Origin of the sequence: Corallococcus sp. CA053C (assembly GCF_003611675.1) — a bacterium.
GTDB lineage: Bacteria > Myxococcota > Myxococcia > Myxococcales > Myxococcaceae > Corallococcus.
In genome coordinates this window covers 1-19,188 of record NZ_RAWA01000085.1, presented here as the reverse complement: position 1 = coordinate 19,188, position 19,188 = coordinate 1, and the positions used below count along the sequence as shown (strand labels likewise).

The following is a 19,188-nucleotide window of genomic DNA, read 5'->3' as shown; positions in this document are numbered from 1 at the left end:
CCTTGACCCGACGGGAGGCCGCCATTACGGTCCGCGCGGACTTGATTCACCAATCAACGCCAAGGAGCGCACCGTGAACTCGAAGGACATCCTCGAGACCGAGATTCCCAAAGTCCTCGCCGAGAAGCCCGAGCTGGCGAAGGACATCAACGCCATCATCCACTTCGACATCGCCGGCGACGGCGGCGGCAAGTGGACCCTGGACACGACGAAGTCGGAGGGCTGGGTGTCCGAGGGCCTCAACGGCGCGTCGAAGATGACGGTCATCGTCAGCAACGACGACTTCGTGAAGATCCGCGAGAAGAAGCTGAACGCGCAGATGGCCGCGATGCAGGGCAAGCTCAAGTTCAAGCCGATGGACATGGGCCTCGCCATGAAGCTGGCCAAGCTGCTCGGCTGAGCGAAGAAGCCGGGCTGCCGCATCCGCCCGCTTCCTGTCGTGACGGCGGCGCGTTTCCTTCCCCCGGAGACGCGCCGTCCTGCATTGCATCCTCCCCCTTGTTGGAGTCCTCCCCCTCATGTCTCCGACGTCATCGCCCCTCGCAGGCCTGCGGGTGCTGGACCTGTCGCGCCTGTTGCCCGGGCCCTACGCGACGCTGGTGCTGGCGGACCTGGGCGCCACCGTGGACAAGGTGGAGGAGCCGGAGGGCGGAGACGCCACGCGCCACATGCCGCCGCAGCGTGACGGCGAGGGCGCGCTCTTCTACGGCCTGCACCGCAACAAGCGCTCGTTGACGCTGAACCTCAAGACGCCGGAGGGACGCGACGCGCTCCTGCGCCTCATCCCGCGCTACGACGTGCTGGTGGAGAGCTTCCGGCCCGGCGTCATGGACAAGCTGGGCGTGGGCGAAGCCGTGCTGCGCGCGAAGCACCCGCGGCTCATCTACTGCGCCATCTCCGGCTACGGCCAGACGGGGCCGGACCGGCTCAAGGCGGGGCACGACCTCAACTACGTCGCCCGCGCGGGCCTGCTGGGCTACGGCGGCGAGGCCGGCGGCGCGCCCGCGTTCCCCGGCGTGCAGGTGGGCGACATCGGCGGGGGCAGCCTCTTCGCGCTGGTGGGCATCCTCGCCGCGCTGCACGAGCGCGAGCGCACGGGCGTGGGCCGCTTCGTGGACGTGTCCATGACGGACGGCGCGCTGGCGTTCCTGCACCTGCACCTGGCCGCGCGCCTGTTCGCGGGCGCGGAAGCCACGCCGCTGACGCGCGGGACGGAGGCCCTCAACGGCGGCTATCCCAGCTACGGGCTGTACCGCACCGCGGATGATCGCTGGCTCGCGGTGGGCGCGCTGGAGCCCAAGTTCTTCGGCGCGCTCTGCGCCCGGCTGGGCCGCCCGGAGCTGCTGGACGACGCGTACATCCCCGGCGAGGCCGCGGCGCGCGTGAAGGCGGAGCTGACGCGCATCTTCGCGGCGCAGCCCCTGGCCCACTGGCGCGAGCTGCTGGCCGGCGCCGACCTCTGCGTGGAGCCGGTGGCGGAGGGCGACGAGGTGCTCTCTGACGCACAGCTCCGCGCCCGGGGCCTCTTCGTGGACGCGGACGATGCGCAGCGCGGCATCCGCGTGACGCACCTGCTCACGCCGCTGCGCATGGGGGAGGTCGCGCTCCGCCCCCCTCCCTCGCTCGGTCAGCACTCGCGCGTCATCCTCGAGGAGGCGGGTTTCACCGCCGAGGAAATCTCGCGTCTGGGTGCGTGAAGAATCGCCGCTTCATCGCATCTTTCCCGGGAATCTTGTCCTCCCGGAGTGTGTGTTGACAGCAGGGAGCCGGCAGTTAGATCGTTTCTGGTTTTTGACTGTGAAATCGACTTTCAGCCCCGTGGAAGGAAAGTCAACGCATGCACGACGCGCAGGAGTTGGAGTCCTACATCCGTCGTAAATTCGCGGAGCACGTGGGGCTGGCGGAAGCCGAGTTGTTCTCCGAGGACCTGACGCTGGCGGAGCTCATCTCCTGCTCGTCGCGGATGACGAACAGCGTGGACCTGATGGAGGCCTTCGCGCGCACGTCGAACGGGCTGCGCAAGGACTACGGTCTGCGGGTGAGGCTGCCGGCGCTGTCGCTCGACACGCCGGTCTCGAAGGTGCTCGCGGTCTTCCTGAACGAAGTCCTCAACCCGGAGCGCAAGAGCGCATGAGCATCCAGACGCCCAAGGCGCAGTTGGTGGAGGCACCCCTGCCGCCGCCCAACACGGTCGCGGTCGCCGCGGTCGCGGAAGGACGTCCGGCCATCATGGCGGAGCTTCACGACGCCATCACGCGGCAGGGGCTGTCGCTGGTGGACCTGACGTGGGAGCAGCAGCGGCTGCATGAGTCGCGGCGCTGGAGCGTGGTGGAGATGCTGGGCGCGGTGGACTTCACGAAGCTGAGCGACTCGGACCGCCACCTGGTGTGGAACGCGGGGCGCGCGGAGCTGACGACGAAGCCGGGCGCGGACCGGCTGGAGCGGCTGGCGGACCTGGAGTGCCGGCGGTGGCTGGAGAAGGACGCGACGGTCGCGGCCATCATGCAGGCGTGCGGCACGTGGAGCCGCTACTGGAACGAGGAGGAGGCGCACCACGAGACGGCGTTCAACCGCCTGTCCACGGTGATGCGCCTGGAGCCCGTCTCCAACGCCACCTTCATCGAGTTCCGCAAGGTGTTCCCCGACGACGATATGCTGCGCACGCTGACGCTGCTGGCCATCTCGGAGATCGTCGCGGCGGTGAACTACGGCCAGTGCGCGGCCATCATCCAGGACCCGGGCCTGCGGGCGCTCTTCAAGCAGGTGGCCGCGGATGAGATCCAGCACATGACGTACTTCATCTCCTTCGCCAAGGCGCTGGTGGACAGCGGCGCGTACAAGGCGAAGGAGGCCTTCGCGGTGGCGCACCTGTTCCTGCGCGACGGCGGCGAGGTGCACGGCAGCAAGCGCGAGCGGGTGGAGGCGCGCGGCACCCACGTCAACTGGTGGGACCACCTGGAGCACCGCGAGGGCATGTACACGCCGGATGCACTGCACAAGAAGGAGCAGCTCATCTTCCACGCGCTCAAGCGCATCACCGGCATCACCGTGGACTCGCGAGAGGGCGTCGAAGACACCTGGATGGACCTCGTCGGGTGCTGAGGGGCCTGGGCCATGACCTCCAGTCCATCGCGGAGCTGGAGGCCGCGCGGGGGCTGCTCGAACCGGACGTGTTCTTCACCCCGGCGGAGCTGGCGCGCATCTCCCGCGCGCCATCGCCGCTGGAGAGCCTGGCCGCGGGCTTCAGCGCGAAGGAGGCCCTGTTCAAGGCGTTGCCCCCCATCGACGGGTGGTTCTGGACGGACGCGGAGCTGCTCCACGACGCGCGGCATGCGCCCCACTTCCAGTTCCACGGCGTGCTCGCGGAGTACCTCACGCGCGAGGGCCTGCAGGTCGCCGTGTCCCTGTCCCACAGCGGCGGCTTCGTCTCGACGGTGGTCGTCGTGACGCCCGCGCCCCGCTCCTGACCGTCTCCCCGCGCCGCGAGGATGTCCGCCGTGCATTTCGAAGAAACCTCCCTGACGCTGCGCGTGCGCCCCAACGACCTGGACAGCCTGGGGCATGTGAACAACGCCACCGCGCTGGAGTACCTGGAGGCCGGTCGCTGGGGCTGGCTGGAGCGGCACGGGCTGTCGCGGGGCGGGACAGTGGTGGCGGTGGTGTCGCGCGTGGAGGTGGACTACCGCCGCGAGATTCCTCCCGGTGACGTGGTGGTGCGCACGGTGCTGGAGTCGCCCGCAGCGGACGAGCTGGACGAGGACGGCCTCAACTACCGCGCGCGCTTCCGCCAGCTCGTGTTCCTGGGGGAGGGCGGCCCCCTCGCGGTGGAGGCCGTCGTGAGCGTGGCCTTCCTGGACGCGGCGTCCCGGTCGCTCGCGTCGTTGCAGCAGTTCCTCGTGGCCGCGCGCGGTGGTGCGGTGGCCTCCCGGGAGTCCTCCTCATGAGCGTCAACGCCACCCCTCGCGCCGATGCCGCGCCCGTCTCCCAGGAGTTCTGGGTCCCCACGTCCGGGGACCACGCGCTGCACGTCACGGAGGTGCGGCCGGCTGCTGCCGCGAGCGGCGCCGCGCCCGGTGTGATCTTCGTGCCGGGCCTGTTCTCCGACGGCCGGTTCTTCCTGGGGAGCCAGGCGGACGGGCCCGCGCGCTTCTTCGTGGACTCAGGCTGCGTGGCCTACGTCGCCTCGCTGCGCGGGCATGGCAAGAGCCGCTGGCCGGCGCGGCGTGCGTGGGACTGGAGCTTCGACACGTATGTGCGGCATGACGTGCCGGACCTGGTGCGGGCCGTGCGCGCGCGCCACACGGGGCCGCTGTTCCTGCTGGCCCACAGCATGGCCGGGTACGCGGCGCTGGCGGCGCTGGGGCTCGCCCCGGATGCGCAGGCGATGCTGACGGGCGTGGTCACGCTGTCGTCGGCGGTGAATGACTACAGCGACGGCGGGGTGAAGAAGCGCGTGCAGCTGGGCTTCTCCTCCGCGGTGGCGGGACTCCTGGGGCGCTTCCCGGCGAAGGCGCTGAAGCAGGGGCCGTGGGACGAGCCCGCGGGGGTGATGCGGCAGTTCACCGACTGGGCACCCACGGGGGCTTTCCGCAGCACGGACGGCGCGACGGACTACTGGAAGGCGCTGGGCCAGGTGACGTTGCCCGTGTTCGCGGGCGTGGGCGCGGCGGACGTGTTCCATGCGTCGCCGCGCCGCGCGGAGAAGCTGGTGGCGCACCTGGGCAGCGCGCGCAAGCAGCTGGTCGTCCTGGGCCGGGCGCAGGGGTTGAGCTGGGACGCGGGGCACTTCGACGTGGTGCGCGGCGAGCGCGCGCGCCAGGAAGTGCTGCCGCGGGTGTGGTCGTGGATGCAGGACGCCGTGAAGTCGTAGGGACTCTTGGAGTCGCAGCGCCGGAGGAGGGGAATCACGTGCTTGGGATCATCCAGAGGCTGGAGTCGGCGGATCCGCGCCGGGGCCTGTTCCTGTACGACGACTTCGTCGCACCGCCCACGTTCGTTCCGTACCGGGAGTTCCCCGCGCGGGTGGCCGCATGCGCGGATCATTTTCGCGCGCAGGGTGTTCAGCCTGGCGACCGCATCGTGCTCCCCTTCGAGACCTCCGCGTCCGTCATCTTCTCCTTCCTGGGGCTGATGGAGCTGGGCGCGCTGTGCCTGTCGGTGAAGCCGTACATCCTGAGCACGCCCAAGGGGCCCTACCGGGAGTTCCTCGCGCGCGTCAGCGAGCGCTACGGCGCCCCCAAGGTGCTGGACACCCCGAGCCTGTCGGGGCTGGAGCTGCCGCTGACCCGCCTGCCGATGCCGCCGGAGGGTGTGAAGCGCCCGGGCGCGCGGCTGCGCGAGGTGGTGCCGGAGGAGCTGGCGTTCGTGCAGTTCTCCTCGGGGTCGACGTCGTTCCCCAAGGGCGTCCCCATCACGCAGCAGAACCTGCTGGCCAACCTGCGGATGATCGCCCAGCACGACCGGCGCACGCCCGAGGACCGGGTGACGAGCTGGCTGCCGCTCTACCACGACATGGGGCTCATCGGCGGGCTGCTCAGCTGCTTCACGGTGGGCAATGATTTGCTGCTGTCGCAGCCGGCGACCTTCCTGATGGATCCGCTGGGCTGGTTCGAGCAGATGTCGGCGGAGAAGGTCATGGGGTCGGTCATCCCCAACTTCGCCATCGACTACGCGCTCAAGACGCTCAAGGACCTGGACCCGGAGGACCTGAAGCGGCTGGACCTGTCGCGCGTGCGCAGCATCTACCTGGGCAGCGAGCCCATCAACATCCCCAACATCCAGCACTTCCTCCAGGTGCTGGCGCCCTGTGGCCTGCGGCGCGACGTGTTCATGCCCTGCTACGGCATGGCGGAGACGGTGCTGCTGGTCGCGAGCACGGCGCCGGGGCAGGACCTGCGCGTGGTGACCGCGCCCAACGGTCAGCCCGCCATCTCCGTGGGACGGCCGCTGTCGGAGTTCGAGGTGCGGCTGCGCTCCGAGGACAAGCGGGTGTGCGGCGAAGGGGAGATGGGCGAGGTGGAGCTGCGCGGCGGCAGCCTGGCGCCGTCGTACTTCCAGGATGACCGTCCCCTGTGCGGCGAGGACGGCTTCTATGCCACGGGTGACCTGGGCTTCCAGATGGGCGGCGAGCTCTTCATCACCGGGCGGATCAACGACCGCATCAAGGTGAACGGCCAGAGCTTCTTCTCCGCCGACTTCGAGCAGGCCGTGGAGCGGCTGCCCTTCATCCGCCCGGGGCGCTCCGCCGTCATCCAGGTGCAGGGCCGCCTGGTGGTGCTCGCGGAGGTGAACCACCCGTCCGTGCTGGAGCGGCTGGACGACAGCCGCAAGCAGGTCTGCCAGTCGGTGCTGGAGACGGTGGGCGTGACGCTGGCGGATAAGGACGTGCTGTTCATCCGCTACGGCCAGCTGCAGAAGACGAGCAGCGGCAAGCTCCAGCGCCGCGCCATCACCGAGGCCTATGAGCAGGGCCGCGTCCGCACCGTGACGCCCATGGAGCTGCGCGCGGACCTGCTGCGGATGCGCGCCCAGCGGCTCGTCTGGGGCTCGGTGCTCGTCGCCCGTCAGCGCGGTCGCCGGTGGATGGCGCGGCTGCGCACGAAGGGAAGCCGCTCCGACGGCACCTGACGGCCCTGGCTCACTTCACGCCGGCGCCGGCCCACAGGTCCCAGCCTCGCGCCGCGTGACACGCATCGCCCACCAGGTCCAGGGCGAGCTGGGGCTCCTTGAGGGCGAGGGCCGCGGTGTCGCGGAAGGCGCCGGTGGCCTCCAGCCGCAAGGTGGCGCGCTCCAGCGCGGCGCGGGCCTCCGTCACGGCGCGGGCCTGCGCGGGCGTGGGCTTCCAGCCCGTCTCGTCCCGGTAGCGCCCCAACGCCTCCAGCCAGTGGCCGTAGAACTTCACCATCTGCACCAGCACCGGGATGCGGAACGCGGGCGCGGCGACGAGCGCGGCCTCGTACTGCCGGCCCTCCGAGCCCAGCCGGTACATCAGCACGTCCACCTGCGCGTCCAGCCGCGCGCCCCACGCCTTGCGCACCGACGGGAAGCGCGCCCAGCCCGCGACGGCCTGGAAGAAGTGGAGCCCGCCGCACGGGTGCGCGTAGATGCCCTGCTTGTTCTTGGGCACCTCCGGGCGGCCGGCCTTCATCCCCGCGGCCAGCTCCGCGTCGGCGGCCTCCAGCGTGCCCAGCGCCGCGTCCATCACCGCGTCGATGCGCACCGTCTCGCCCGCGCCGTTCTGGAACGAGCCCCCGGGCTTGAGCACGTGCGAGAGCGCGTCCAGCGCCCAGGCCCCGTCCGGTGACGTGGCGAGCGCGGGCCGGAAGTCCTGTTGCAGCGACGCCACCAGCTCGCGCAGCGTCACCGGGCCCCAGGCCGCGGGGAAGGCGTGCGACAGCGGATGGCCGGCGAGCAGGAAGGTCTTCACCTGGAGCGCCGGGTGCGGCTCCACGGGTGTGCCGTCCGGGGCGAACGCGTCGAAGTAGAAGCGCGCCGGTCGTCCCGCGTCCGCCGCCTCGCGGTGGAGGAACCCCGCGACGATGGCGTCCGGGGCGGGGCGGCCGTCGCGGGCGCGGAAGGCCTTCCCGTCCAGGTCCATGCCGTGCGCGAGCGCCCAGGGGTTGCGTGGATCCGCGGCGTGCGTGCGGCACTGCGCGTGGAGCACCGCGGACGCGGTCGGGGTGGGGGAAGCAGCGCTCAGGACGAGCCCGAGCAGGGCCACGGAAGGGGGGAGCATGGGCGCGGGCCAGTGTCGCAGCCCGCGCCCTCCCGCGCACCTCCGAGCCTCTCCCGGGCCTCTCAGCGCGCCGGGAGCGTGCCCTTCATGCGGACGATCATCCGCTCGATGATGCCGAAGAGCGACTCGCGGTCCTGGGGCTCCAGCAGATCCATCAGGCGGCGCACGCCGGAGTCCGTCATCAGGTGGATGAGCTTGTAGAGCTCACAGCCCTTGCTGGTGAGCTTCGCGGTGACGGCGCGGCGGTCCTCCGCGTCCCGGCCCCGCTCCACCATCCCCATGTCCTCCAGCCGGTCCACCACGCCGGTGATGGTCTTCTTGGTGATGCCGATGCGCTGGGCGAGCACCCCCACCTGGGTGGGGCCGTCCATCCCCAGCCAGCCCAGGGCATGCACCTGGGTGGGGGTCAGGCGCATGTCGTCGCAGAGGCTCGCCAGCGGATCCCTCAAGGAGCGGAAGTAGGCCAGCTGCTTGAGCAGGTCCAGGAAGCGGCGGGAGTCCGGTGTGGACCGGTCCCCCTCCTGGAGCAGCCGGTCCATCGCGGAGAGCTCCGGGGTCAGCTCCTCGGTGAGCTCGTCCGGCGCCTCGGAGCAGACTTCGTGCTCCGGGGGCGCGGTGATGGAAGTGGGTCTGCGCATCAGGCCGTCCCCACGCGGGCCGCTGCGGCCGCCGCCTCCCGCTCCCGGTCCTGGTTGACGGGCACGTCGTGCGCGGTGCCGGAGCCCCCCGCGAAGCCGGCGTCCTTGCCCTTGCCCCGGCTGAAGCGGGAGGAGAGCTGATCCAGCAGCGAGTACACCACCGGCACCACGCCCAGCGTGAGGAACGTGGAGGTGACGAGGCCGCCAATGATGGTGATGGCCATGGGCGCGCGCGTCTCCGCGCCGTCGCCCTTCGCGATCGCCACCGGGATCATGCCGGCGATCATCGCGATGGTCGTCATCAGGATGGGACGCAGACGGACCGGCGCGGCCTCCAGCAGGGCTTCGTGCGCCGTGCGGCCCTTCTCACGCACCTGGAGTGTGAAGTCGACCAGGAGGATGCCGTTCTTCACCACGAGGCCCATGAGCATGATGACGCCGATGAGGGCGAACATGGACATGTACTGCCCGGTGATGAGCAGGCCGCCAATCGCTCCGATGAAGGCGAACGGCAGCGACAGCATGATGGTGAACGGGTGGATGAGGCTTTCGAACTGGGCCGCGAGGATCATGTAGATGAGCACGATGCCCAAGAGCAGCGCGGTGCCGAACGCGGCCACCGACTTGCCCAGCTCCTTCGCGTTGCCTTCCAGTTCGCCGGACACGCTCTTGGGCAGGTCCTTGGCGGCGTACGCCTGCAGGTAGGAGATGGCGTCGGAGAGCGCGTACCCGGAGGCCAGGTTGGCCAGCATGGTGATCTGCCGCTTCTGCGCCTGCCGGTCGATCTGCACCGGGCCTTCCGCGGGGACGATCTTCGCCAGGTTGCGCAGCTCCACCAGCTGCCCGGACGGCGCGCGCACGGCGAGCTGGCCCAGGGCGTCCGCGGACGCGAGCGTCTCCGGCGTCAGGCGCAGCTTCACCTCGTACGTCTCGCCGCCCTCGCGGTAGTCGAGCACCTTGTCGCGGCCCAGGTAGGCGCGCAGCGTGGCGCCCAGGGACGCGGCCGGCACGCCCAGCGTGGCCGCGCGCTCGCGGTCCACCTGCACGTCGTACTGCGGCTTGCCGGAGCGGTACGTCATGTCCACGTCGGTGAGGCCCGGGTTCTTCAGCATCACCTGGCGCATCTTCTCCGCGGACTCCGTCAGCTCCTTCCAGTTGTCGCCGCGCAGGTTGAACTGCACCTGCTGCGTCCGGTTGCCACCGCCGGAGACGGCCGCCACGTCCTGCACCGACAGGGACACGCCCTTGGGCGCCTTGATGTGCTGACGCACGTAGTTCTTCAGCTCGCTCTGCTTGAAGGCGCGGTCCTTCACGGCGGACAGGTTGATGAGCACCTCGCCCTTGTGGACCTCCTCCTGCACGCCGCCGCCAGCGGTGGTGAACGTGGAGGTGACGCCCGGGATGGCGCGCACCTGCGCGGCCAGCGTGTCCAGCTGCGCCTGGGTCTCGTGGATGGTGGAGCCGATGGGCAGCTCCACCGCGAGCTTGATGTTGCCGTTGTCCTGTTCGGGGATGAACGTGAACTTGAGGAACCGGGCCATGCCGAAGGTCGCGAAGAGGACCAGCACCGCCACCACCATCGTCACCGCGCGGTGACGGAGGATGGCGCCCAGCATGCGCCGGTAGCCGGACTCCAGGCCCACGAGCGCCTTCTCCACCATCGCGGAGATGCCCGTCGGGTGCGCGTGCTCGCGCAGCAGGCGCGAGGAGAGCATGGGCGTGAGCGTCATCGACACCACGTAGGAGATGAGCGTCGCCACCGCCACCGTGACACCGAACTGGTAGAAGAACTTGCCGATCATGCCGTCCATGAAGGCCACCGGGATGAACACCGCCACGATGGCCAGCGTCACCGCGAGCACCGCGAGGGCAATCTGTCCGGCGCCCTCCAGCGCGGCCTGCATGGGCGTGGCGCCCTCTTCCATGTGACGCACGATGTTCTCGATGACCACGATGGCGTCGTCGATGAGCAGACCGATGGACAGCGTCAGCGCCAGCATCGTGATCATGTTGAAGGTGAAGCCCAGCGCCGCCATCACCGCGAACGTGCCCACGACGGACACCGGCAGCGCGATGGCCGCCACGAACGTGGAGCGCAGGTTGCGCAGGAACACGAGCACGATGAGCACGGCGAGCACGCCGCCCAGGATGAGGTCCTCCTGCACCGCGTGGATGGACGAGCGGATGAACCGCGCGTTGTCCGTCACGGTCTCCACCTGCACGCCCGCGGGCATCGTCTTGTTGATCTCCTCGAGCGACTCCTTCACCAGGTCCGCCACCTGCACGGTGTTGGAGCCGGACTGCTTGCGCACCACCATCGCCACGGCGCTGCGCGCACCGCTCTTGGCGGAAGAGCGCTGCTCCGCGGGGCCGTCCACCACCTCCGCGATGTCGCGCACGCGGATGGGCGAGCCGCCCGCGCTGGTGATGATGATGTTGCGGATGTCCTCCACGCTCTTGGCCTCGGACGTGAGGCGCACCACGCGCTCACGGCCGCTGTCCGTGCTGCGGCCGCCGGGGACGTCCAGGCTCTGGGCCTTGAGGGCCTGGCTGACGTCGCTGATGGCGAGGCCGAAGCCGCGCAGCCGCTGCGGGTCCACCACGAGCTGGATCTCCCGCTCGCGGCCACCCACGATGTCGATGCTGCCCACGCCCGGCTGACGCTGCAGCGCGGGCTTCACCACGTCATCCGCGATGCGGGTCAGCTCGTCCACGGGCAGGGGGCCCGCGAGCGCCAGGGTGATGATGGGGGCCGCGCCGATGTCGAACTTCTCGACGACGGGGGTCTTCACCTCGTCGGGCAGCTTGCTCAGCGTGGCCTGGACGCGGTCACGCACGTCCTGCGCGGCGAGGTCCACCTTGGTGGACAGCTTGAACTGGACGACGACCTGCGAAACGCTCTCCAGGTTGATGGAGCGCAGCGTGTCCACGCCGTTGAGCGTGTTGAGCGCCTCCTCCAGCGGGTCGGAGACGTTCTTCTCCATGGACTCCGGGTCCGCGCCCGGCAGCACCGTCGTCACCGTGACGACGGGGAAGTCCACGTCGGGGAATTGATCCACGCCGATGCGCGGATAGGCGAACACGCCGAACACCACCACCGCCAGCATCAGCATGGCGGTGAAGATGGGCCGTGAAATGAAGGTCTTGATCATTCAGGTACCTGAAGGAAAGAGGAGGGGAGGAGGACCGGCGTTGGTCGCGCTACTGCGCGACGCGCACCGCGGTCCCCTCCTTGACGTCCAGCGAGGCGTCGGCGAGCACGCGCTCCTCCGCCGTGAGGCCCTGCAGCACCTTCACGTAGCCCGGCAGCACCCGCTGCACGCGCACGTCGCGCTTGCGCACGGTGCCGTCCTGCACCACCCACACGAAGCCGTCCTGGCCCTTGCTGCTGACCGCCTGCGAGGGCAGGAACAGGCCGTTGCCCGTGTCGCCCGCGGCCTTGGAGAAGTCCATCTCCACCAGCGCGCCCGGGCGCAGCGGGCGGTCCGTCTTGCCCGTCACGTCCGCCAGCACCTCCACGGTGCGGCTCTGCGCGTCGATGACGGCGCCCACGTTGGCGACCTTCGCCTCGAAGCGCATGCCGCTGGGGTTGACGGTGCCCGGCGTCACGGTGCCCACCGACACGTTGTCGATGACCGACTCCGGCACCATCATCCGGATCTCCAGCCCGTCCGCGTCCACGATGGAGAACACCGGCGTCGAGGGCGTCATCGCCACCGAGTCGCCCACGTTCTTCGTGCGCGCGGTGATGACGCCGTCGAACGGCGCGGTGATGGAGTGGTCGCGCAGGTTCTCTTCCGCCAGCCGCAGCGCCGCGCCCGCCTGGGCCGCCTGCGCCGTCGCCTGCTTCAGGGCAATCTCAGACTGCTCCAGCGCGTTGGCCGCGACGCCGCCGGACTCCGCCACCTTGCGGGTGCGCTCCAGCGTGCTCGTGGCCAGCTGCAGCGCCGCGTCCGCCATGTCCTTCGCCGCGCGGGACTGCTCCACCGCGATGCGCACGTTGGACGTGTCCAGCACCGCCAGCACGTCGCCCTTCTTCACCTTGTCACCCACCCGCACGTTCACCTTGGCGAGCGTGCCGGTGGCGGAAGGACCCAGCGTGGCCTCCTGCTTGGAGCGCACCTGGCCGGTGACGCGGGTCACGTTCGCCTCCAGCTCCGTGGCCGGCGTGATCGCCTTGACGCCCAACGCGCTGGCCCCTTCCGTCTGCGCCGGCAGCTGCGCCTTCTCCGCCCCTGCCTTCGAGCACCCCGCCGTCGACACCGCCACGGCCACCACGGCAGCCAGGATTCGCTGATTCACGTGTCCGAACTCCTGCCGGCTGTCCGGCGGAAGACCCGCCCGGATACCTGCTCCGGCGTATATTCTTTGTGGCCTAGAAATTACCGACACTCGATTATCTGTCAAGAGGATACTCCGCTTTGCGGACTATCCACCCGCGCGGTGCCCTCGCGCCTGCCTGGTTGCCCTCCGGTGCTCCACCACCGGGGGCAGTGCAATGCGTCACGGCGCGATGACGCGGCGCGCGCGGGATGAGACGGGGCGCGTCGCTTGTCGCTGACAGGGGCCGCCTGTTATTGACTCGCGAATCAATCCACCACCGGGCTGCCCCCTGAAGCCCCCTAAGGACCAGCGATGCTCAACCCGTTCACCGATGAGCACGAGGCGTTTCGCAAGACGGTGCGCACCTTCGTGGAGAAGGAGATGGCGCCGTACGGACTGGAGTGGGACCGAGCGGGCATCTTCCCCCGCGAGCTCTTCAAGAAGTGCGGCGAGCTGGGCTTCCTGGGCATCAACCACGACCCGAAGTTCGGCGGCAGCGGGCTGGACTACTGGTACGTGACGGCGTTCGCGGAGGAGCTGAGCCGCAGCCGCAACGCGGGCGTGAACATGGCGCTGCTGGTGCAGAGCCAGATGGCCACGCCCATCATCAACGAGATTGGAACGGACGAGCAGAAGCGCGAGTTCCTGGAGCCCGCGCTCAAGGGGGAGAAGATCGCCGCCCTGGGCGTGAGCGAGCCGGGGTGCGGCTCGGACGTGGCGAGCATCAAGACGACGGCGCGGCGCGACGGCGACGACTACGTCATCAACGGCTCCAAGATGTGGATCACCAACGGCACGCGCGCGGACTTCATCACGCTGGCGGTGCGCACGGGGGAGCAGGGCTACGGCGGCATCTCGCTCGTGACGTTCCCCACGGACGTGAAGGGCTTTGGCGTCTCCAAGAAGCTGGACAAGGTGGGCAACCTGTCCTCGGACACGGCCATCCTCTACTTCGAGGACTGCCGCATCCCCGCGCGCTACGTGCTGGGCGAGGAGAACCAGGGCTTCTACCACGTGATGACGAACTTCCAGGGCGAGCGCCTGGTGGGGGCCATCACCACGGTGGGCGGCATGGACCGGATGCTGGAGGACGCCATCCAGTACGGCAGTGAGCGCGAGGCGTTTGGCCGGCCGCTCATCAAGTTCCAGGTGTGGCGCCACAAGTTCGTGGAGCACCTGGCGGCGGTGGAGGCGGCGCGGCGGCTCACCTACCACGCGGTGGACCTCTTCGACCGGGGGGAGAACCCGGTGAAGGAGGTCTCCATGGCGAAGCTGTTCGCGGGCGACCTCGCGCAGCGCGTGGCCTACGACTGCCAGCAGTTCTTCGGCGGCATGGGCTACATCGAGGAGACGCCCATCGCGCGCATGTGGCGGGACGTGCGGCTCATCACCATCGGCGGCGGCACGTCCGAGGTGATGAAGGAGATCATCTCCAAGCTGTACGGCTTCTAGCTACTTCTTGCGGAAGAGGGACTCCGCGGCGCTGAGCAGCGCGTCGCGGGAGTCCTTCACGTGCAGGCCGCCTTCGCCCAGCTGGAACAGCTCGCAGAAGTTGGCGATGTCCTTGTCGCGGGGCACCTCCGCGAAGGGCTCCTTGCAGGCCTTGGCCACGGACGGGTCGAAGTGCCGGCAGTTGCGGCACGAGCGCAGGTCCTCGTCACAGCCGGGGCACGCGTCGTTGCGGCCCACCTGGTTGGCGATGATGTCGAGCGTGCGTCCGCAGTGCGCGCAGCCGGGCATGGTGGTCCTCCCCGTGGATCAGAGCCGGGGCGGCATCCTGCCAGAGTCCCGGCGTGGGGCAGCAGCCTTCAGCGCTGGACGCTGGGCGCGAACGCCGGGGCGGGGAGCGAGGAGGCCTCCTGGTGCCGGCGCAGCTCGCCCGTGGCGTCCAGGAGCTGGTCGTCCAGCCGCTTGAGCAGGAACAGGACGTACGCGGACAGGGCGGACAGGACGGAGGCCATGATGCCCAGCAGCATGCCGCGCTGCCAGCGGTGGGCCCGCTCCATCACGCCGCGCCGCTCCTTGAACGACTTGAGCTGCGCGTCCACGGACGTGCCGTCCAGCTTCTGGGCGAAGTCGGTCGCCTGGGCGCTGCCCCGGGCCAGCAGCCAGCGACCCTCGGCCTGGAGGGACTCCGCGCGCGAGTAGCAGAACGCCGCTCCTCCCGCGAAGAGCAGGGAGACGCACAACGCCGCTGTCACGCTCCGGGTGCCCATGCCACCAACCCTCCGGAAAGTCCGTTGGCGCGACCCATCACACCGGCCGCGACTGCTCCGGCTTTCCGAAGACAGTAGCGGATGCTAGGGACGGCTTCTGACATGGGCAAGTCCTACCGTCCTAAAGACCACTATTTCCAGAAAGCCAAGCAAGAGGGCCTGCGCGCGCGATCCGCGTTCAAGGTCGACGAGATCCTCAAGCGCTTTCCCACGTCCGTCAAAAAGGGCGCGGCGGTGCTGGACCTGGGCGCGGCGCCGGGGGGCTTCCTCCAGATTCTCGTGGACGCGGTGGGCCTCTCCGGACGCGTCATCGGCGTGGACATCGTCGCCATCCGCCCGTTTTCCCAGAAGCAGGTAACGACGGCGGTGTTGGACGTGCTGGCGGACGACTTCGACGCGAAGCTGGCCGCGCTGTACGACGGGCCCTACGACGCCGTCATTTCGGACATGGCGCCCAAGACGTCCGGCATCAAGGGCACGGACGAGGCGCGCAGCCTGCGGCTCGCGGGCAAGGCGCTGGAGGTGGCCGCCGCCAGGGGCAAGCCCGGGGGCACCTTCGTGGCGAAGGTCTTCATGGGCGGCGACTTCGAGGCCTTCCGCGACGACGTGCGCAAGCTCTACGAAGAGGTGAAGGTGGTGCGGCCGGAGGCCACGCGCGGCGCCAGCATGGAGGTCTACGTGGTGGGGCTGCGGCGCCGGGCCCCTGCTACGCCCGTCGCTTCCTGACGAAGGAAGGGACCCACGAGGGACGCGGGCGGCGTCTAGAGTGCCGCCCATGTTTGAACTCCCGCGCCTGCGTGCGCTCGCCGTCGTGCTGTGCCTGCTGTCGTTGATGGGGGTGCCCGCGTCCGCGCGCGCCCAGACGAAGTCCCCGCCGTCGTGGAAGGCGCTCGACGCGCTCGTCGCGGACGGCAAGGTGGAGGAGGCCGCGCGCGGCGTTGAAGCCCGGCTGACGGCGGCGAAGGCGAAGCGCGACGCGGACGAGTGGACGCGCGCGCTCGTGCGCACGGTGCAGCTGCGCACCCAGCTCCACGGCTACGAGACGGCGGTGCGCTTCCTGCGCGAGCAGCCGTGGCCGGACGACGCGCGGCAGCGGGCGACGCTGAACCTCTTCTACGCGGCGGTGCTCACCCACTACGTGGACGCGTACGGCTATGAGATTGGCCGGCGGGAGCAGGTGGTGTCGCAGGGCCCGGTGGACCTGAAGGCGTGGACGAAGGATCAGCTCCTCGCGGAGGTCCAGCGCGCGCATGCCGCCGTCTGGGCGCTGCGCCAGGACCTGGGCTCGCAGCCGGTGACGGCGCTCTCCGAGTACCTCCAGGCGAACACCTACCCGCAGGGCATCCGCTCCACGCTGCGCGACGCGGTGACGTACCTGTGGGTGGGCGTGCTGGCGCGTTCGGACCTGTGGAAGCCGGAGCACGAGCTGGAGGTGTTCCGGCTGGACGTGGGGACGCTGCTGGAGGGCAGCCCGAAGGTGGAGCTGACGGACGGCGCCGTGCATCCGCTGACGAAGGTGGCGGCGCTGCTGGGCGACCTGGAGGCGTGGCACCTGGGCGCGGGCCGGCGCGAGGCGGCGTTGGAGGCGAGGCTGCGGCGCTACGAGGTGCTGGCCTCGTCCTTCCCCGAGGCCGCGGATCGGCTGCGGGTGCGCGAGCACCTGGCCGCGCACCTGAAGGGCTTCCGGGACGTGGCGTGGTGGGCCATGGGCCAGCGGCAGCTCGCGGACCTGGAGTCCGGCGCGGGCCATCCCGTGACGGCGCATGCGCTGGCGAAGGCCGGCGCGGAGGCGTGGCCGAAGTCGTTGGGCGGGCAGCGCTGCGGCGCCCTGGTGGCGCAGCTGGAGGCGCCGGAGCTGTACGCCCTGGGGATGGAGGCGGACGGGCCGGGCAAGCGCTCCATCCAGGTGCGGCACCGCAACCTCCCCAGGGTCTTCTTCCGGGCCTTCGCGCTGGACGTGGAGGCGCGGCTCGCGAAGCCCACCCAGGAGCTGTCGCTCCTCCCTCATGGTGAGGAGGTCCGGCGCATGCTGGACACGCGCAAGCCCGACGCGGCCTGGAGCACGGCGCTGCCGGCCACGCCCGACTTCCGGGAGCACACGACGTACGTGACGCCGCCCGCGCTCGCCCCGGGCATGTACGCCATCGTCGTGTCCGGCCGCGAGGACTTCCGGGAGAAGGACAACAAGATCATCTCGCTGCCCGTCGCGGTGACGCCGTGGGTCGTCGTGGCCCGGCGGGACGGTTCGCGCCGCGTGGAGGTGCGCGTGGTGGACGGCGCGACGGGGGCCGCCGTGCCGGACGTGGAGCTGCGGCTCATCACGCCGGACTACTCGAAGCGCCGCTTTGGCATCGTCACCCGCCGCGTCGACGCCCGGGGCGAGTTCTCGCTCGAAGCGGAGCCCGGGACGTATCAGAGCGTGATGCTGGTGCTGGGCCGGGGCCGGAGCCTGATGGTGCATCCGGGCCAGTACTTCCTCTCGCCGGAGCATCGCTCAACGCCGGAGGATCAGTCCCTGGTCTACACCGACCGCGCGGTGTACCGGCCGCAGCAGAAGCTGCTCTGGAAGGTGGTGTCCTTCCGACCGGAGCAGGACTCGAAGCGCTATCAGGTGCTACCGGACGCGGCGGTGAAGGTGACGCTCGTCGACCCCAACGGTCAGGTGGTGGAGACGCGCGACGCGCGCACCAATTCGTTCGGTTCGGTGGCGGGCGAGTTCACGATTCCCGCGGGCCGGCCGCTGGGCAGTTGGTACGTGCGCGCGAACCCGTGGGGGGCGGCCGCCGTGCGGGTGGAGGAGTACAAGCGGCCCACCTTCGAGGTGACGCTGAAGGACGCGCCCGAAGCGCTGCGGCTCAACCGTCCCGCCACGTTCAAGGGCGAGGCGCGCTACTACTTCGGCCTGCCGGTGACGGCCGGCAAGGTGAAGTGGCGCGTGTCGCGCGAGCCGGTGCTGCCGCCGTGGTGGTACTGGGAGCGTCCCTCCTCGCGCTCGCGACTGGTGGCCTCGGGTTCCGCGTCGCTGGGCGAGGACGGTGGCTTCTCCGTGACGTTCACCCCGGAGGCGGATGAGCGGATGGCGAAGACGCCCGGGCTGTCATGGCGCTACCGCGTGGAGGCGGACCTGACGGACGAGGGCGGAGAGACGCGCTCGGCGAGCCGCGCGTTCCGCCTGGGCTTCGTCGCGGTGGAGGGCCGCGTGGAGTCCGACGCGGGCTTCTTCCGCGAGGATCAACCCGCGCAGGTGCGGCTGCTGCGCTCGAACCTGGACGGCGCGCCCCAGGCGGGACCGGGTCGCTGGCGGCTGGTGGCCCTGAAACAGCCCGCGAGTCCCCTGCTGCCGGCGGAGGTGCCCGTTCGCGAGGTCCTTCCGCTGGAGGGCACGGAGCGCCGGGAGTCGACGCCCACGCCGGGGGACGCGCTCCATCCCCGCTGGGCAACGGCCCGCGAGATGGCGGACACGCTGGAGTCCTGGGAGGACGGCGCGGAGCTGGCCCAGGCGCCCGTGACGCATGACGCGCAGGGCGTGGCGCCCGTGACGCTGCCGGCGCTGCGCGCGGGGGCCTACCGCCTGCGCTACGAGACGACGGATGCCTTTGGACAGAAGGCCTCCGCCCAATACGAGTTCGTGGTGGCGGGCGCGAGGGCTCCGGTGGCCCTGCCGGCGATGCTGCTGGCGGAGCGCTCGTCGGTGCGCGTGGGCGAGGTGGCGCGGCTGGTGGTGACCTCCGGCTTCGAGGGCCAGCCGCTGGTGTTGGAGCTGTACCAGGGCCGACAGCGCATCGAGCAGCGCGTGCTGAAGGCGGGGCAGGGGCGGGCCGTGGTGGAGATCCCGGTGACGGAGGCCCTGCGCGGTGGGTTCACGGCGTCGCTCTCCATGGTGCGTGACTGGCAGCACGTGGGCATCACGCAGACGCTGTCCGTGCCCTTCGACGACAAGGCGCTGTCGCTGGAGTTCGCCACGTTCCGCGACACGCTGCGGCCCGGCGCGAAGGAGACCTTCCGGGTGACGGTGAAGGGGCCCCGGGGCGCGAAGCTGGAGGCCGGGGCCGCGGAGCTGCTCGCGTACATGTACGATCAGTCGCTGGACCTCTTCGGGCCGCACACGCCGCCCCAGGTGGCGCAGCTCTATCCGCAGCAGTCGTCGGTGCCGCAGACCGAATCGTCCGCGAGTGGCTACTGCCGCGACTGGATCTCCGACGACCTGCGCGAGGTCCAGGATGTGCCGGAGCCCCGGGAGGATCAGCTCAAGTTCGACGACGGGTACGGGCTGGGC

17 protein-coding genes are annotated in these 19,188 nt (G+C 70.3%); 11 read left to right on the top strand and 6 right to left on the bottom strand.

The annotated features are described in order from the left end of the window. Window positions 1-73: 73 nt before the first annotated feature. The 8 genes from D7V97_RS14270 (at window position 74) to D7V97_RS14235 (ending at window position 6,627) form a co-directional block, all read left to right on the top strand. On the top strand, window positions 74-400 hold the full coding sequence (locus tag D7V97_RS14270) for an SCP2 sterol-binding domain-containing protein (RefSeq protein ID WP_120611183.1): 327 nt from the start codon (window positions 74-76) through the stop codon (window positions 398-400). Window positions 401-518: 118 nt separating this feature from the next. Then, window positions 519-1,697 carry a CaiB/BaiF CoA-transferase family protein gene (locus D7V97_RS14265; RefSeq protein ID WP_120611182.1) on the top strand — a complete coding sequence of 393 codons (1,179 nt, stop codon included), beginning with the start codon at window positions 519-521 and terminating at the stop codon, window positions 1,695-1,697. Window positions 1,698-1,837: 140 nt separating this feature from the next. Beyond that, on the top strand, window positions 1,838-2,134 hold the full coding sequence (locus tag D7V97_RS14260) for a hypothetical protein (RefSeq protein WP_120611181.1): 297 nt from the start codon (window positions 1,838-1,840) through the stop codon (window positions 2,132-2,134). Beyond that, window positions 2,131-3,102 (top strand): ferritin-like domain-containing protein, encoded by a 972-nt coding sequence (locus D7V97_RS14255; protein WP_199728806.1) that lies wholly within the window; start codon window positions 2,131-2,133, stop codon window positions 3,100-3,102. The genes D7V97_RS14260 and D7V97_RS14255 overlap by 4 nt, the downstream gene beginning before the upstream one ends. Then, window positions 3,096-3,467 (top strand): holo-ACP synthase, encoded by a 372-nt coding sequence (locus tag D7V97_RS14250; protein ID WP_158623360.1) that lies wholly within the window; start codon window positions 3,096-3,098, stop codon window positions 3,465-3,467. Before D7V97_RS14255 ends, D7V97_RS14250 begins: the two co-directional genes overlap by 7 nt. A 30-nt stretch (window positions 3,468-3,497) precedes the next feature. Next, on the top strand, window positions 3,498-3,944 hold the full coding sequence (locus tag D7V97_RS14245) for a thioesterase family protein (protein ID WP_120611179.1): 447 nt from the start codon (window positions 3,498-3,500) through the stop codon (window positions 3,942-3,944). Beyond that, window positions 3,941-4,870 carry an alpha/beta hydrolase gene (locus D7V97_RS14240; protein ID WP_120611178.1) on the top strand — a complete coding sequence of 310 codons (930 nt, stop codon included), beginning with the start codon at window positions 3,941-3,943 and terminating at the stop codon, window positions 4,868-4,870. The genes D7V97_RS14245 and D7V97_RS14240 overlap by 4 nt, the downstream gene beginning before the upstream one ends. A gap of 38 nt (window positions 4,871-4,908) precedes the next feature. Next, window positions 4,909-6,627, top strand: a complete 1,719-nt coding sequence (locus D7V97_RS14235) for an AMP-binding protein (RefSeq protein WP_120611177.1) — start codon at window positions 4,909-4,911, stop codon at window positions 6,625-6,627. 10 nt (window positions 6,628-6,637) lie between these two features. Here the strand turns inward: D7V97_RS14235 and D7V97_RS14230 are convergent, their stop codons facing one another. The 4 genes from D7V97_RS14230 to D7V97_RS14215 all read right to left on the bottom strand — a co-directional run bounded on the left by D7V97_RS14230 (window position 6,638) and on the right by D7V97_RS14215 (window position 12,675). After that, window positions 6,638-7,735: a hypothetical protein gene (locus tag D7V97_RS14230; protein WP_120611176.1), complete on the bottom strand. Its 1,098-nt coding sequence runs from the start codon at window positions 7,733-7,735 to the stop codon at window positions 6,638-6,640. A gap of 62 nt (window positions 7,736-7,797) precedes the next feature. Then, window positions 7,798-8,373, bottom strand: coding sequence for a MarR family winged helix-turn-helix transcriptional regulator (locus tag D7V97_RS14225; protein WP_120611175.1), 576 nt, complete (start codon window positions 8,371-8,373; stop codon window positions 7,798-7,800). After that, window positions 8,373-11,525, bottom strand: coding sequence for an efflux RND transporter permease subunit (locus D7V97_RS14220; RefSeq protein WP_120611174.1), 3,153 nt, complete (start codon window positions 11,523-11,525; stop codon window positions 8,373-8,375). Before D7V97_RS14220 ends, D7V97_RS14225 begins: the two co-directional genes overlap by 1 nt. A 49-nt stretch (window positions 11,526-11,574) precedes the next feature. Beyond that, window positions 11,575-12,675 carry an efflux RND transporter periplasmic adaptor subunit gene (locus tag D7V97_RS14215; RefSeq protein ID WP_120611173.1) on the bottom strand — a complete coding sequence of 367 codons (1,101 nt, stop codon included), beginning with the start codon at window positions 12,673-12,675 and terminating at the stop codon, window positions 11,575-11,577. 333 nt (window positions 12,676-13,008) lie between these two features. On the opposite strand from D7V97_RS14215, the gene D7V97_RS14210 reads away from it, so the two are divergent. Then, window positions 13,009-14,148, top strand: coding sequence for an acyl-CoA dehydrogenase family protein (locus tag D7V97_RS14210; RefSeq protein ID WP_120611172.1), 1,140 nt, complete (start codon window positions 13,009-13,011; stop codon window positions 14,146-14,148). On the opposite strand, the gene D7V97_RS14205 is transcribed toward D7V97_RS14210, so the two are convergent. Beyond that, window positions 14,149-14,436, bottom strand: coding sequence for a hypothetical protein (locus D7V97_RS14205; protein WP_120611171.1), 288 nt, complete (start codon window positions 14,434-14,436; stop codon window positions 14,149-14,151). A gap of 68 nt (window positions 14,437-14,504) precedes the next feature. Then, window positions 14,505-14,912, bottom strand: a complete 408-nt coding sequence (locus D7V97_RS14200) for a hypothetical protein (RefSeq protein ID WP_120611170.1) — start codon at window positions 14,910-14,912, stop codon at window positions 14,505-14,507. An 81-nt stretch (window positions 14,913-14,993) separates the two neighbouring features. On the opposite strand from D7V97_RS14200, the gene D7V97_RS14195 reads away from it, so the two are divergent. Together D7V97_RS14195 and D7V97_RS14190 are read left to right on the top strand one after the other, a co-directional pair. Beyond that, window positions 14,994-15,638, top strand: a complete 645-nt coding sequence (locus D7V97_RS14195) for an RlmE family RNA methyltransferase (protein ID WP_120611169.1) — start codon at window positions 14,994-14,996, stop codon at window positions 15,636-15,638. Between the two features lie 49 nt (window positions 15,639-15,687). Next, a partial coding sequence (locus tag D7V97_RS14190; protein WP_233582780.1) for an MG2 domain-containing protein occupies window positions 15,688-19,188 on the top strand: 3,501 nt, incomplete at its 3' end.